The following is a 12749-nucleotide window of genomic DNA, read 5'->3' on the forward strand; positions in this document are numbered from 1 at the left end:
AAGCCGTGTCCGGACCGGCGCGCGCGACCAGTCTCATCCCGCGAGCGCCGCTGCCACCGCGTCCCGGTCGAACCCCTTGAGGCCGATCACCACGAGCGCCCCGTCACGCGCCTCGCCCGCCCGCCAGGGCCGGTCGAAATGGTGGGTGACGCGCCGGCCGACACCCTGCACCACGAGGCGCATCGCCTTGCCCTCGACCTCGGCGAATCCCTTGATCCGCAGCACGCCCGCAGTCTCGGCTGCCGACTCGACGCGGGCCGCGAGATCCGCCGCCGTCACTGCCGGGCGGATCGGCAGCGCCACCGTCTCGAAATCGTCGTGGTCGTGATCCTCGCCCTCGCCGTGATGGGAGGGGCGGGCGTCCAGATCGTCCTCGGCGGCGGCACCGAGGCCCAGCAGCACCCGCGGATCGATCGCGCCCTTCTCGGTCTCCACCACCTTCACGGCCCGGGGCAGGTGGCCCTCCACCTCGGCCCGGACCCGGGCGCGGGTGTCCGCGTCGATCAGATCGGCCTTGTTGAGCACCACGAGGTCGGCGCACAGGAGCTGGTCCTCGAACACCTCCTCCAGCGGGTTGTCGTGATCGACCGACTGGTCGGCGGCGCGCTGGGCGGCCAGGGCCTCCGGATCCTCCGCGAAGGCGCCCGCGGCCACCGCCGGCCCGTCGACCACCGCGACCACGCCGTCCACCGTCACCCGCGAGCGGATCGCCGGCCATTGAAACGCCTGGACCAGCGGCTTCGGAAGGGCGAGCCCGGAGGTCTCGATCAGGATGTGCTCCGGCGGCTCGGCCCGGGCGAGCAGGGTCTCCAAGGCCGGCACGAAATCGTCCGCCACCGTGCAGCAGATGCAGCCGTTCGGCAGCTCGACGATGGCGTCCTCGGTGCAGCCCTCGACCCCGCAGGCGGCCAGGAACGACTTGTCGAAGCCGACATCACCGAACTCGTTGACCAGGATGGCGAGGCGGCGGCCCTTCGCGTTCTCGATCACGTGGCGGACGAGCGTCGTCTTGCCGGCGCCGAGGAAGCCCGTGACGATCGTGCAGGGGATCTTGGCAACGATGGTCATTCGGCGGCCTCCAGGGTGCCGGCCGGGAGCGGGCGCGGTGCGGGGAAGGGGGGGATCCGGGCGATCACGCCCTTTTTGAATTCGGTCGGGCGCTCGCGCCACGGCACGATACCGTCCGGCGTCGCCGCGTAGGCAGCGAGCCCAGCCAGGATGGTCTCGGCGGAGGCGGCCGGGTCCATGTCACCATACACGTAGGTCCAGCGATCGGCCGCGGCGACCGCCACCGTGCAGGGCCGCTTGCAGACCGACAGACATTCCACCGGCTCGACGCGCAGATCCGGTGTCGTGCCGGCGCGATCCCTCAAAGCGTCGAGGAGGCGGGCCCCGGCCCGGGGGCCGTCCGGATCATCGCCCACGCGGCGACAGGTGGTACAGACGTAGAGGACAGTCTCAGCCACGGGCCATCCCCCGGGTCGTCTCGCGCCCGAAGACCTGCCATGCCCGGCCCAGCCCGAGGCCGAGCAGCATCCAGAACACGAAGCTGATCGCCAGGGAGCGGGCGGCGAACTGCGCGGCCAAAGCCGCCGGCAGCGCGGACGCACCCTCCGGCGCCTGCGGCGCGCCGACCATGTGTGGTGCGATGATCAGGACGAGGCCGCCCAGGATGGCGATCAAGGCCCGGCGCACCGCAATCAGGTAGAGACCCATGGCGGTCGCCGCCGCAGTCATCACCCACCACGCCTGACGGACGGCGAGCGGCGCCGCCTCGCTGCCGGGCAGCTCCGGCGGCAGGCCGAGGCCCGGGGCCAGGGCGACGCTGGCGAATCCGGCGACCGCGAAGGCGAGGGCGATCTGCGGCGTCGGCTCCCGCCCGCAGGCGAGCATCACGGCGCCGAGGAGCAGCGCGTAACCGACGGCGCCGACCAGCGTCGCCAGTCCGGTATAAGCCATGCGCGGCAGGCCAGCGCCCGGTTGCCATTCCGGCGCAGCGTCCGGCGTCGCGTGATCGTGGCCGGCATGCGCGAGGACGATCGGCAGCGCGCGGGCGGCCTGATGGCTGGGCTCGGCCTGCTCGAAGCGCTCGGCCGCCACGATCAGGGGAGAGGTCAGCGTGAGTTCGAGGCCCGTCACGACGACGGCCGCGAAGAAGCCGGCAGCCAGAGCCGCCGACAGAAGCCGGATGATCATCCCTGGGACGATGGCGTCAGTGACAGGGGAAGTTCTGGGTGTGCCGGAAGTCGTGGGCCGCGTTGTGGAACGCGATTGCCGGCGAGAATCCGACCATGAACAGCAGGCCGAGGCCGAGGACGGCCGCGAGCGCCACGGCGATCGGGCGCTCCGACGCGCGGGTGCCGACGGTGACGGGAGCGAGGGTCGAGGTCGTCATGGGCATGTCTCCAACCGCCCCACCGGCGGCAAAACGGAATCCTGTCGTGACGGCAGGTCTCCTGGCTCGCGGCTCGACGCCCCTGCCGCCTTCCCGGATCGCTCCGGTGGCCCTCGGCAGGCGCTCGCCGCTCACAGTTGCGGGGGCAGCCGCGGCATCGAGGCTCGCGCCCCTCACCGCATTCCCTTTTCACCCCGTCGCCGGGGCACCGTCACGTGATCGTTGTAGACACATGAAAGCCCTCGCACAACGGAGGCGCAGCGGAATCATGTCCGCGGCCCCGCGATCGGCGGGTGGGACGGGTGTCCATAGGGTCGCGATGGCCGCGCCGCTAGTCCATAGCCCCGAACTCTGATGCGTGAACGTGATGAGAATCCTGTCGCTGACCCTCGCCCTCCTCGCGGCAGCATCCCTGCCGGCCCGGGCCGACGACACCGAGGGCGCGCTTAAGGCGGGCGGCCTCGTCCTCGAACCCGGAAGCGCGATCACGCTCGTAGCGGAAGACCTTTACCTCTCGGAACAGGTGGTGAAGGCCGATTACCGGTTTCGCAATCCGACCGGCGCAGATATCCAGGCCACTCTGACCTTCCCGATGCCCGATCTCGTCGGCGCGGCTGCGATGGCCGTTTCCATCCCCGATCCGGCGCAGGCCAATTTCCTGGCCTTCGAGGCCGCGGTCGATGGCCAAGCCGTCCCCTGGCAACTCGATCAGCGCGCATTCCTGATGCGTGAGGGGCAAGCCTTCGAGATCACCGACGAGCTGAAGAGCCTGGGAATTCCCCTGGTGCCGACCGTCGCGGCAACGGCGGTACCCCTGCGCCGTCTCTCGGAACAGCGCAGAAAATCCCTGATCGAGGCCGGTTTCCTCGACCGGCAAGTGCATCGGGACGGGACAATCTCCGACGTCCCGCTCTGGACGCTGAAATCGCGCTATGCACGGCGGCTGACCTTTCCGGCCGGACGGGAGGTCACGGTCCACCAGAGCTTCACACCGAGCCTTGGGGCCCAATCCAGCCTGTCGTTCGGCTCTCCGGATCTGGGGCCGTCGCAGATGGCGCGCTACGCGGACAGGTTCTGCACGGACCCCGCCTTCGCTCGGACGGCCCAGGCCCTGTATCGGCGGGCAAGTGCGGATGGCAGCCGCTTTTTCCAGGCTTACGAGCAGTCTCTCACTTACGGGGTCCCCACCGGTACCGGGGCGATCGGCACGTTCAGGCTGATCGTGGACAAGGGCGACCCGGTCACGTTGGTCGCGTTCTGCGGCAGCAATCTCAAGAAGACCGGTCCGACCACCGTCGAGATGGTTGTAAAAGACTATGTTCCGCAGCGCGATATCGACGTGCTCTTTCTGAAGAGTGCGTCGCGCGTGTCAGCCGCGCCGCCGATCTGACGGCGGGCCCGGCGCGGCGTTCCGCGAAGACCCTTCCGCCCTGGCGAAGCCATCTGCCGTCAGGGCACATCCTTCGCGTTCCGGGGTGCCGCATCCCCGTCGCGGGCCTTGAGGGCCTCCGCGTAGAGCCGCGCCACATCCTTATGGAACGCCGCCCGCGAATCGGGCCGGGTGTAGAACATGTGCCCACCCGGATAGGCCGCCAGATCCAGGCGGCCGGCCGCGTAGGCGGGGACCTGGGCGAGCAGGAGCTTCGAGGCGAAGTACGGGGTCACGAGATCCGTGAAGCCGTGCGCCACGAGGACGCGCAGGCGCCCGTCGAGCGCCAGCGCACCCTTGAGGTTGGACAGCACCTCCGGCGCCTGCCGGCCCGAGCCCCAGCTCCAGCCGTGGTTCACGGCGTTGTTCAGGAGCTCGTAGCGCATGTTCGGCACCGGCCATTTCAATGTCCGGGCGTAGAGATCGAGCATCGCGCTGGTGAGCGGCGCCTGGAGCGCGGTGAGCTGGGGATCGTCGAAGCTCGACTGCGCGGCATCCGGGTTCGGGTCCCAGCCGGTGATCCCGGTGTCGTAGGCGCTGGCGACACGGCCCTGGGTCCGGTCGATCTCACGCTGGACGCTGCGGGTGGAGAGCCGGGCCGCCTGAGCCCGCACGAGCGCGGCGTCAAGCCCGACCAGGGGCGCGACCCTCTCGGTCATCCGCGCCACCGCGCCAGCATCCGACGGACCCTTGAGCAGATCCGCCAGGTAGGGGCCGGAGGCGTAGGCCTCGGCGTCGCCAAGCAGGGCCGGCGTCGGCACGGTGCCCTTCCGCTCCAGCGCGCCGGCCGCGAGGGAGGGGAGCTTGAGCACGTAGCCCCAGGGGTTGGCCCGGGGCGTCTCCAGCCACCCGAAATCAAGCACCGGCGACAGCAGCACCATCCCGGACAGGCCGACGCCGATCTCGTCCTGCAGTTTCTCGGCGATCAAGGGTCCCCGAAACCCGCCGTAGCTCTCGCCGACATAGAATTTCGGCGCCGCCATGCGGTCATTGACCCGCAGATAGCGGGCGATGACGGCCGCCAGGGTCGAGGCGTCGGAATCGATCGACCAGTAGGCCTTGCCGTTGCCATCCGCCGCGCGGCTGTAGCCGGTGCCGACCGGATCGATGAAGACGAGGTCGGTAAAGTCGAGCCACGTGCCGTCATTGGCGGTGAGCGCCACCGGCTGGGACGGGCTGATGCTGTCGCCGCCCGTGGGTAGCCGCCAGGGGCCGATCGCGCCGATGTTGAGATAGGCCGAGGCCGCGCCCGGGCCGCCGTTGATCGCGAAGGTGACGGGGCGCGTGCGACCAGCCTCCGGCGCCATCGTGTAGGCCACGTAGGCGATCTCGGCCTGTAGCTTGCCGGATTCGTCAACCAGCGGCAGGCTGCCCGCGGTCGCGGTGAAGGCGAGGCTCCGGCCGTCCGGCAGCGTAACGCTCTGCTGCGTCACCGAATCGGGCGGCAGACGGCGGCCCTCAGGGCCGCGGGGAGCCTGCCGGGCTTCCGGCTGGGGATGGCCGTGCGGGGCATCCTGCGCACTGAGCGGGAGGGATGAGCCGAGCGCCAGGACGAGGCCGAGCGCAGGGGCGAGGCGTTTCTTGAGGGTCACGGTCACGCCTTCTTGTTCCAGCGGCCCGAATCGTCCTGCTGCCAGTAGGCCACCGTGTGGCCGGCCTCCTTGGCCTGCTTCCACTGCTCGCGGGCACGCAGCAGGGCGTCCTGATCGGTCCCGTCGAACAGGATGCAGATCCGCTCGTAGGCATCCGCATCCGGCGGCAGGTCCGCGCCCTCCACGAGGAAGCGGATCGAGGCCGTGTTGGGGTTCACGTCCCGGAGCGTCAGCACCACCGGCTGGCTGCCCGCATCGGGCTCCCGGTCGGTGCCGTGCGGCAGGAAGCTCTCGTCCGTATAGGTCCAAAGGTGGTCGTCGAGCGCCTGCAGGCGCTCCTCGCTGGCCGCTTGGATCGCGGCCTGCCAGCCACGGTCGAGGGAGCGCTCGACGAGGTTCGGCAGCACCTTCTCCAGGGGCTGTCGCTGCATGTGGTAGAACAGGATCTCGGTCACGGTGACAGGAATATAGGGTCTCGTGCCGCGACGCGAGGAGCGGCGCGCCGCCGCGGCGTCAGACCAGCCGGCTCTGCTCGATCGCCGCGCCGACAAAACCCTTGAACAGCGGGTGCGGCTCGAAGGGGCGCGACTTGAGCTCGGGGTGGAATTGCACACCGATGAAGAACGGGTGCCCGACATGCTCCACCGTCTCCGGCAGGAGTCCGTCCGGCGACACGCCTGAGAATCGCAGACCCTGGGCCTCCAGCCGCTCGCGATAGGCCATGTTGACCTCGTAGCGGTGACGGTGCCGCTCGGAGATCTCCGCCGATCCGTAGATCTGCGCGATCTTCGATTCGGGATCGAGCTTCGCGTCGTAGGCGCCGAGCCGCATCGTGCCGCCGAGATCGCCCGCCGCGGCGCGCCGCTCCAGCTCGTTGCCGCGCAGCCACTCGGTGAGCAAGCCGACCACGGGCTCGGCGGTATCGCCGAACTCGGTCGAGTTGGCCTCCGGCAGGCCGGCGAGGGAACGCGCCGCCTCGATCACCGCCATCTGCATGCCGAAGCAGATGCCGAGATAGGGAATGCGCTTCTCGCGAGCGTAGCGCGCCGCACGGATCTTGCCCTCGGCGCCGCGCTGGCCAAACCCGCCCGGCACCAGGATGCCGTTCAGTCCCTCCAGGAACGGCGCGGGGTCCTCGCGCTCGAACACCTCCGCCTCGATCCATTCGAGGTTGACCTTCACCCGGTGGCTGATTCCGCCATGGGTCAAGGCCTCGGTCAGCGACTTGTAGGCGTCCTTCAGACCCGTGTACTTGCCCACGATGGCGATGGAGACCTCGCCCTCCGGGTTGCGCACCCGCTCGGCGATGGTCTGCCAGCGGCCGAGATCCGGCTCCTGGCCGTGCTCCAGCCCAAAATGGCCGAGCACCTCCCGGTCGAGCCCGGCTTTCCGATAGGAGAGCGGCACCTCATAGATCGACGCCACGTCCCGGGCCTCGATCACCGCCGTCTCGCGGACATTGCAGAACAGGGCCAGCTTGCGGCGCTCGTCGGCCGGGATGTCCCGGTCGCAGCGGCAGAGCAGGATGTCGGGCTGGATGCCGATGGAGCGCAGCTCCTTCACGGAGTGCTGGGTCGGCTTGGTCTTCAACTCGCCCGCCGACGGGATGTAGGGCAGCAGCGTGAGGTGGACGTAGCAGCAGCTGCCACGCGGCAGCGCTTGGCCGAGCTGGCGGATCGCCTCGAAGAACGGCAGCCCTTCGATATCCCCCACCGTGCCGCCGATCTCGACAAGCACGAAATCGTACGCGTCGTTGCCCTCCAGAACGAAGTCCTTGATGGCGTTGGTGACGTGGGGAATTACCTGGATGGTGGCGCCGAGATAGTCGCCGCGCCGTTCCTTGGCGATGATGTCCTGGTAGATCCGGCCGGTCGTGATGTTGTCGGCTCGGCTCGCCGGCACGCCGGTGAAGCGCTCGTAATGGCCGAGGTCGAGATCGGTCTCGGCGCCGTCGTCGGTGACGAAGACCTCGCCGTGCTGGGTCGGGCTCATCGTCCCCGGATCGACGTTGAGATAGGGGTCGAGCTTGCGCATCCGGACCCGGTAGCCCCGGGCCTGAAGCACCGCCGCCAAGGCTGCCGAGGCCAGCCCCTTGCCCAGGGAGGAAACCACGCCGCCGGTGATGAAAACGTACCGCGTCATGGGCTTCGGTCCATAAAGAAGGTGCCGGCGTTTGCCAAACGCCGATGGCCCCGGCCCGTGCGAGGGCTGGGGATCGCAAAATGCATGGGACAGCTCAGCGGGGCCGGCCGGGCTGTCAGGGGACCGGCTTGAGTCGCGGCTCGGTCAGCGCGACTGCGGCGCTTCCGGCACGGTCGGCTGAGCCGGCGCGGGCTGAGCAGGAGTGGGCTGGGCGGGAATGGGCTGGGCCGGAGCGGCTTGCGTCGGTGCGGGCTGGGCCGGTGCCGTCGCGGGCACCCGGTCCTGCTGCTGGCGCAGCGTGTCGAGCAGGTTGTCGGCGCCGGTCGGCTGCTTGGCAGGCTGGCCCGCGCCCTGCGGTACGCCCGTGTCGAGGATCGACTTCGGCGCCTGCGAGCGGTGCGACAAGATCGCGAGCAGCAGGCTCGTCGCGAAGAACAGGGCCGCCAAGATGGCGGTCGCCCGCGTCAGCGCGTTGGCCTGGCCGCGGCCGGTCATGAAGCCCGCCACGCCACCACCGCCCCCGCCGCCGAGACCCAGACCGCCCTCGGAGCGCTGAAGCAGCACGACGCCGATCAGCGCGAGCACGATGATGAGGTGGACGACGATCAGGACGGTCTGCATCGGTGTTCCGAAAGCGTAATTTGATCCGCGCGTCGCTCCTCGAGGGCCGGCCGCGGGGACCGGAAGGCGGGCGCGCAGGCGGCCGATGCCCAGGACAGCAGCCGCAAATGATCCCGGCCGCATACACCAATCGGGAACCGGCGCCAACTCGACGATCGGACCTTCCCTGTCAGTCGCGCCCCTCGCGCCGGCCGGCCGGCTGTGCTCTCCATTCACCCGAAGGACGGCTCGAAAGAATCCGCCGCCCCGCCAGGGAAGGACGCCATGCCGATCTCACGTCGCGCCGCACTCGCCGCTGCCCTCGCCACGTCCGCGCTGATGGCGCCGGCCTTCGCCGCCGGGCAGCCCCACGACCCGAAAGCCGCCGTCGAGGCGCAGGTGGACGCGCTCACCAAAGCCCTGCTCGCCGGCGACGGGGCCGCGCTCGACGCGCTGACCCTCGACGGGCTGAGCTACGGCCATTCGAGCGGCCTCGTGCAGGACAAGAAGGCCTTCATCGCGCCGCTGGCGAGCAAGCGCCAGACCTTCCCCAGCATCACCCTGTCGGACAACTCGGTCTCGGTGGTGGGCGACGACGCCATCGCCCGCCACGTCTTCACCGGCGAAGTGGTGACGGATGGCAAGTCCGCCCCGGTGCATATCGGCGTGATGCAGGTCTGGCACCGCGACGGGGATCGCTGGCGCCTGCTGGCGCGTCAGGCGTTCAAGATCTGAGCCGCGGGCCTTCAGTATTTAACCGGAACATGCATCTCCGGCGGGATCGGTGCGCGGATGTAATCCGCGTGCCGCACCCGATCGGGTAATTGCACGGGCGGATGATCGACTTCGCCGTGGGGGATCTGCTCCAGCAGATGGCTGATGCAATTCAGCCGCGCGCGCTTCTTGTCCACCGCCTCGACCACCCACCAGGGCGCCTCCGGGATGTGCGTGCGGGTCAGCATGTCCTCCTTCGCGTGGGTATAATCCTCCCAGCGTCGGCGGGATTCGACATCCATCGGCGAGAGCTTCCACTGCTTCAGCGGATCGGTGATGCGCATGTTGAAGCGCAGGGCCTGCTCCTCGTCGGTGATCGAGAACCAGTACTTCAACAGGATGATCCCGGAGCGGACCAGCATCCGCTCGAACTCAGGCACGGAGCGGAAAAACTCCTCCACATCGGCCTCCGAGCAGAAGCCCATGACGCGCTCGACTCCGGCACGATTGTACCACGACCGGTCGAACAGGACGATTTCGCCGCCGGCCGGCAGATGGGCGATGTAGCGCTGGAAGTACGATTGCGTCCGCTCGCGCTCGTTCGGCGCAGGCAAAGCCGCGACCCGGCAGACGCGGGGGTTCAGGCGCTGCGTGATCCGTTTGATCACGCCGCCCTTGCCAGCAGAATCGCGCCCCTCGAACAGCACGACCACACGCAGCTTCTTGTGCTGCACCCAATCCTGGAGCCGGACCAGCTCGTGTTGGAGGCGCAGCAACTCCCGGAAGTAAAAGCGGCGATCGAGACCGGATCCCGCGCCGCCGTCGAGACTATCGAGGCGGTCCTCCTCGAAGCCGAGCTCGATTTCCTCGTCGTAACTGTCGAGGATCTCGCGGCGGATCGTCTCCATCAGCTTGGGGTCGGCGGGGGATTGATCGTCCGTCATGGCCCGAATCGCGGTGGTGGAACACCGGGATCCTTAAACAGGCTCGTGTGACAACCCCGAGAACCCTGCGACCCATGCCGCCAGCTTCACGCGTAGGCTGCGCAGATCCCCAGGAAATCCTCGGCCACGAGGCTCGCGCCGCCGACCAGCGCACCGTCGACATTCTCCACCGACAGGAGCTCACGGGCGTTGCCGGGCTTCACGGAGCCGCCATAGAGGATGCGGATCTTCTGCGCCTCGTCGCCCACGAGCTTGTCGAGCATCTCGCGCAGCGAGGCGTGGACCTCGGCGATGTCGCGCGGGGTCGGGGTCCGGCCGGAGCCGATCGCCCAGACCGGCTCGTAGGCGATCACCGTGTCGGCCGCGGTCGCGCCCTTCGGCAGGCCGATGGCGAGCTGGGCGCGGACGATGTCGAGAGCCCGGCCCTGCTCGCGCTCCTCGATGGTCTCGCCCACGCAGATGATCCCGCACAGGCCGGCCCGCCGGGCGCCGAGCGCCTTGGCATGGACGCCGTCGTCGGTCTCGTGGTGGTAGGCCCGCCGCTCGGAATGACCGACGATCACGTAGCGGGCGCCGAGATCGGCCAGCATCTCGGCTGAGATCGAGCCCGTGAAGGCGCCGTTCGGCCGGGCGTGCAGGTTCTGGCCGCCGATGGCGATGGGCGAACCCGCCGTCGCCGCGACGCAGGCGCTGATCAGCGTCGCGGGCGGGCAGATCAGCACGTCGATGCGGCTGGCCAGCTCCGGGGAGAGACCGTCGCGGATCGCCTCGACCACCTGGATCGACGCCCGCGTACCGTTCATCTTCCAGTTGCCGGCGACCAGCGGCCTGCGCCCCGACTGCGTCATTCCCGTCCCCGCCTCGCTATGCCGTTCGCAAGTTGTCGCGGCCTACCAGAGCGAGCTTGAGCGTGCAAACCGCGCAGACAGCCGAGCCTTTGCCTGTGGGCGCGAATGGTCTATCGCGGTCGGCTTTCAGGCAAGCGCCGTCCCGGCAACGGGTGGCCGCCGCAGGTATCCGATCGCAGACCATGCTTCAGGGCATCCGCAACGCCAGCCAGCACTGGCTCGGCAAGATCGTCTTGACGATCATCTTCACCCTGCTGATCGCGGGCGTGGGCATCTTCGGCGTGGAGGAATTCTTCCGCGGCGGCACCAGCAACAACGTGGCGACCGTCGGCAGCACGCCGATCACCACCGAGCAGGTGCGCCAAGCCTATCAGAACCAGATTCAGCGCTATCAGGCGCAATTGAAGCGCGCGCTCACCCCCGATCAGGCGCGGATGCTCGGCCTCGACCGGCAGGTGATGGCGCAGTTGATCACCGAGGCGGCCCTCGACCAGAAGACCCATGATCTCGGCCTCGCCGTGCCGGATTCCGCGGTGATCCGGGCGATCCACGACGAGAAGAGCTTCCAGAATGCCCAGGGTCAGTTCGAGCCGCAGCTCTTCTACCAGACCTTGCAGCGTGCCGGCCTGAACGAAGGGATGTTCGTGCGCGAGCAGCGCTCGGTCATCGCCCGTCTGCAACTCGCCGAGGCCGTCTCGTCCGATCTGCATGTGCCGGTGGCTCTGCGCGAGGCGGTCCACCGCTACGCGACGGAGCGCCGCGCTGCCGCCTACCTGATGCTGACCCCCTCGACCGCCGGCCAGATCCCGGATCCAACCGAGGACGAGCGGAAGTCCTGGTATGAGTCGAACAAGTCCGGATTCCGTGCGCCGGAATTCCGCTCGGCCAACCTTCTCGTGGTCGATCCGGACGCGATGGCCAAGCCCGACGCCATCAGCGACGCCGATGCCCGCGCGGCTTACACCCTGAACAAGGACCGTTACGGCGCACCCGAAAAGCGCACGATCCAGCAGATCGTCTTCCCCGACGCCGCTGCCGCCGAGGCGGCCCGCAAGGCGATCGAAGACGGCTCCAAGACCTTCGAGGCCGTGGCGACGGAGCGGGGCACCGATGACAAGGATCTGACCCTCGGGACGCTCAGCAAAGCCGAATTGTTCGACACGACGGTGGCCGACGCCGCCTTCGCGCTGCCGGAGGGCGGGGTGAGCCAGCCGGTCCAGGGCCGGTTCGGCACGGTGCTCCTGCGCGTGACCAAGATCGAGCCCGGCACCGTGAAGCCGTTCGAGGAGGTCGAAGGCGAGATCCGCAAGGGCCTGGCGCTCGCCCGCGCTCGCGACGCCATGGAGACGACCCGCGACGCGATCGAGGATCAGCGCGCCAGCGCCAAGCCGCTCACCGACATCGCGGCCGAGCGCGGCCTCAAGCTGATCGCCGTGAAGGCCGTCGATCCCAACGGCAAGGATCCCGCGGGCAGGAAGGTCGCCGACATCCCGGATGCCGACACGACGCTGCCGGCTTTGTTCCGCGCCGAGATCGGCGGCGACAACGAGCCCCTGCGCACCAAGGCCGGCGGCTACGTCTGGTACGATGTCACCAACATCGACCCCGCGCACGATAAGCCGCTCGATCAGGTGAAGGACGGCGTGAAGGCCGGCTGGACCGCCACCGAGATCGCCAAGCGCCTCCAGACCAAGGGGCGCGAGCTGGTGGAGAAGATCAACAAGGGCGAGTCGATGGAGGACATCGCCAAGGAGGTCGGCGTCAACCTGCAGGAAGCGCAGGACCTGTCGCGCAACCAAGCCAAGGACATGCTGACCACCGACGACGTCAACCTGATCTTCGCGACCCCGGTGGGCAAGGCCGGCACGGCTGCGGCGAACGATTCCCGCGCGGTGTTCAAAGTGACCTCCGCGACCATGCCGGCTTTCGTCGCCGACAGCCCGAGCGACCGGACGATCAGCCAGAACTTCCAGGCCGCGCTCGCCGACGACGTGCTGTCCCAGTACATCACCGAGGTCCAGAAGAACGCGGGCGTGAAGGTCGATGCGACGGCCCTGCGCCGGGCCATCGGCGGCGAGTATTGAG

Annotated in this window: 13 protein-coding genes and 1 riboswitch; of the genes, 3 read left to right on the top strand and 10 right to left on the bottom strand. The window is 69.0% G+C overall.

Going from position 1 to position 12749, the window contains the following annotated elements; genetic code table 11:
- Positions 1 to 33: 33 nt before the first annotated feature.
- From cobW to MKK88_RS31665, 4 genes are read right to left on the bottom strand one after another with little or no spacing between them, the layout of a single operon-like run.
- Positions 34 to 1068 carry a cobalamin biosynthesis protein CobW gene (cobW, locus tag MKK88_RS31650; RefSeq protein WP_244007420.1) on the bottom strand — a complete coding sequence of 345 codons (1035 nt, stop codon included), beginning with the start codon at positions 1066 to 1068 and terminating at the stop codon, positions 34 to 36.
- A complete protein-coding gene (locus MKK88_RS31655; RefSeq protein ID WP_244007422.1) occupies positions 1065 to 1466 on the bottom strand; it encodes a DUF1636 domain-containing protein in 402 nt (133 codons plus the stop codon). The genes cobW and MKK88_RS31655 overlap by 4 nt, the downstream gene beginning before the upstream one ends.
- Entirely contained in the window at positions 1459 to 2196 is a 738-nt protein-coding gene (locus tag MKK88_RS31660; protein WP_244007424.1) for a CbtA family protein, read from the bottom strand. The genes MKK88_RS31655 and MKK88_RS31660 overlap by 8 nt, the downstream gene beginning before the upstream one ends.
- Positions 2197 to 2212: 16 nt before the next feature.
- Positions 2213 to 2395 carry a CbtB domain-containing protein gene (locus MKK88_RS31665; protein WP_244007426.1) on the bottom strand — a complete coding sequence of 61 codons (183 nt, stop codon included), beginning with the start codon at positions 2393 to 2395 and terminating at the stop codon, positions 2213 to 2215.
- A gap of 33 nt (positions 2396 to 2428) precedes the next feature.
- A riboswitch (cobalamin riboswitch) is annotated at positions 2429 to 2623 on the bottom strand.
- A 139-nt stretch (positions 2624 to 2762) separates the two neighbouring features.
- Between MKK88_RS31665 and MKK88_RS31670 the strand changes: the two genes are divergently transcribed.
- The gene (locus MKK88_RS31670) at positions 2763 to 3785 is read left to right on the top strand and encodes a DUF4424 family protein (RefSeq protein ID WP_244007947.1); all 1023 of its coding nucleotides are present in this window, start codon (positions 2763 to 2765) and stop codon (positions 3783 to 3785) included.
- Between the two features lie 59 nt (positions 3786 to 3844).
- On the opposite strand, the gene MKK88_RS31675 is transcribed toward MKK88_RS31670, so the two are convergent.
- The 4 genes from MKK88_RS31675 to secG form a co-directional block, all read right to left on the bottom strand.
- Positions 3845 to 5416 (bottom strand): S10 family peptidase, encoded by a 1572-nt coding sequence (locus tag MKK88_RS31675; RefSeq protein WP_244007949.1) that lies wholly within the window; start codon positions 5414 to 5416, stop codon positions 3845 to 3847.
- Positions 5417 to 5418: 2 nt separating this feature from the next.
- Positions 5419 to 5871, bottom strand: a complete 453-nt coding sequence (locus tag MKK88_RS31680; protein ID WP_244007427.1) for a DNA polymerase III subunit chi — start codon at positions 5869 to 5871, stop codon at positions 5419 to 5421.
- A gap of 58 nt (positions 5872 to 5929) precedes the next feature.
- Positions 5930 to 7558, bottom strand: a complete 1629-nt coding sequence (locus tag MKK88_RS31685) for a CTP synthase (RefSeq protein ID WP_244007429.1) — start codon at positions 7556 to 7558, stop codon at positions 5930 to 5932.
- Positions 7559 to 7702: 144 nt separating this feature from the next.
- Positions 7703 to 8179 (bottom strand): preprotein translocase subunit SecG, encoded by a 477-nt coding sequence (gene secG / locus MKK88_RS31690; protein ID WP_244007431.1) that lies wholly within the window; start codon positions 8177 to 8179, stop codon positions 7703 to 7705.
- 264 nt (positions 8180 to 8443) lie between these two features.
- Here secG and MKK88_RS31695 point away from each other — a divergent pair, with 264 nt between their 5' ends.
- Entirely contained in the window at positions 8444 to 8893 is a 450-nt protein-coding gene (locus MKK88_RS31695; protein WP_244007433.1) for a nuclear transport factor 2 family protein, read from the top strand.
- Between the two features lie 11 nt (positions 8894 to 8904).
- On the opposite strand, the gene ppk2 is transcribed toward MKK88_RS31695, so the two are convergent.
- Both ppk2 and tpiA read right to left on the bottom strand, forming a co-directional pair.
- Positions 8905 to 9816 (bottom strand): polyphosphate kinase 2, encoded by a 912-nt coding sequence (gene ppk2, locus MKK88_RS31700; protein ID WP_244007435.1) that lies wholly within the window; start codon positions 9814 to 9816, stop codon positions 8905 to 8907.
- An 86-nt stretch (positions 9817 to 9902) separates the two neighbouring features.
- Positions 9903 to 10664: a triose-phosphate isomerase gene (gene tpiA / locus MKK88_RS31705; RefSeq protein WP_244007437.1), complete on the bottom strand. Its 762-nt coding sequence runs from the start codon at positions 10662 to 10664 to the stop codon at positions 9903 to 9905.
- 182 nt (positions 10665 to 10846) lie between these two features.
- Here tpiA and MKK88_RS31710 point away from each other — a divergent pair, with 182 nt between their 5' ends.
- Entirely contained in the window at positions 10847 to 12748 is a 1902-nt protein-coding gene (locus MKK88_RS31710) for a peptidylprolyl isomerase (protein WP_244007439.1), read from the top strand.
- Position 12749: the final 1 nt, after the last annotated feature.

Origin of the sequence: Methylobacterium sp. E-005 (assembly GCF_022829725.1) — a bacterium.
Lineage (GTDB): Bacteria > Pseudomonadota > Alphaproteobacteria > Rhizobiales > Beijerinckiaceae > Methylobacterium.

Excerpts from the sequence above, each read along its gene's own strand:
- ppk2 (WP_244007435.1), bottom strand. The coding sequence starts at position 9,816 with ATGACGGACGATCAATCCCCCGCCGACCCCAAGCTGATGGAGACGATC.
- MKK88_RS31660 (WP_244007424.1), bottom strand. The coding sequence starts at position 2,196 with ATGATCATCCGGCTTCTGTCGGCGGCTCTGGCTGCCGGCTTCTTCGCG.
- tpiA (WP_244007437.1), bottom strand. The coding sequence starts at position 10,664 with ATGACGCAGTCGGGGCGCAGGCCGCTGGTCGCCGGCAACTGGAAGATG.
- MKK88_RS31670 (WP_244007947.1), top strand. The coding sequence starts at position 2,763 with ATGAGAATCCTGTCGCTGACCCTCGCCCTCCTCGCGGCAGCATCCCTG.
- MKK88_RS31665 (WP_244007426.1), bottom strand. The coding sequence starts at position 2,395 with ATGACGACCTCGACCCTCGCTCCCGTCACCGTCGGCACCCGCGCGTCG.
- MKK88_RS31710 (WP_244007439.1), top strand. The coding sequence starts at position 10,847 with ATGCTTCAGGGCATCCGCAACGCCAGCCAGCACTGGCTCGGCAAGATC.
- MKK88_RS31685 (WP_244007429.1), bottom strand. The coding sequence starts at position 7,558 with ATGACGCGGTACGTTTTCATCACCGGCGGCGTGGTTTCCTCCCTGGGC.
- cobW (WP_244007420.1), bottom strand. The coding sequence starts at position 1,068 with ATGACCATCGTTGCCAAGATCCCCTGCACGATCGTCACGGGCTTCCTC.
- MKK88_RS31695 (WP_244007433.1), top strand. The coding sequence starts at position 8,444 with ATGCCGATCTCACGTCGCGCCGCACTCGCCGCTGCCCTCGCCACGTCC.
- secG (WP_244007431.1), bottom strand. The coding sequence starts at position 8,179 with ATGCAGACCGTCCTGATCGTCGTCCACCTCATCATCGTGCTCGCGCTG.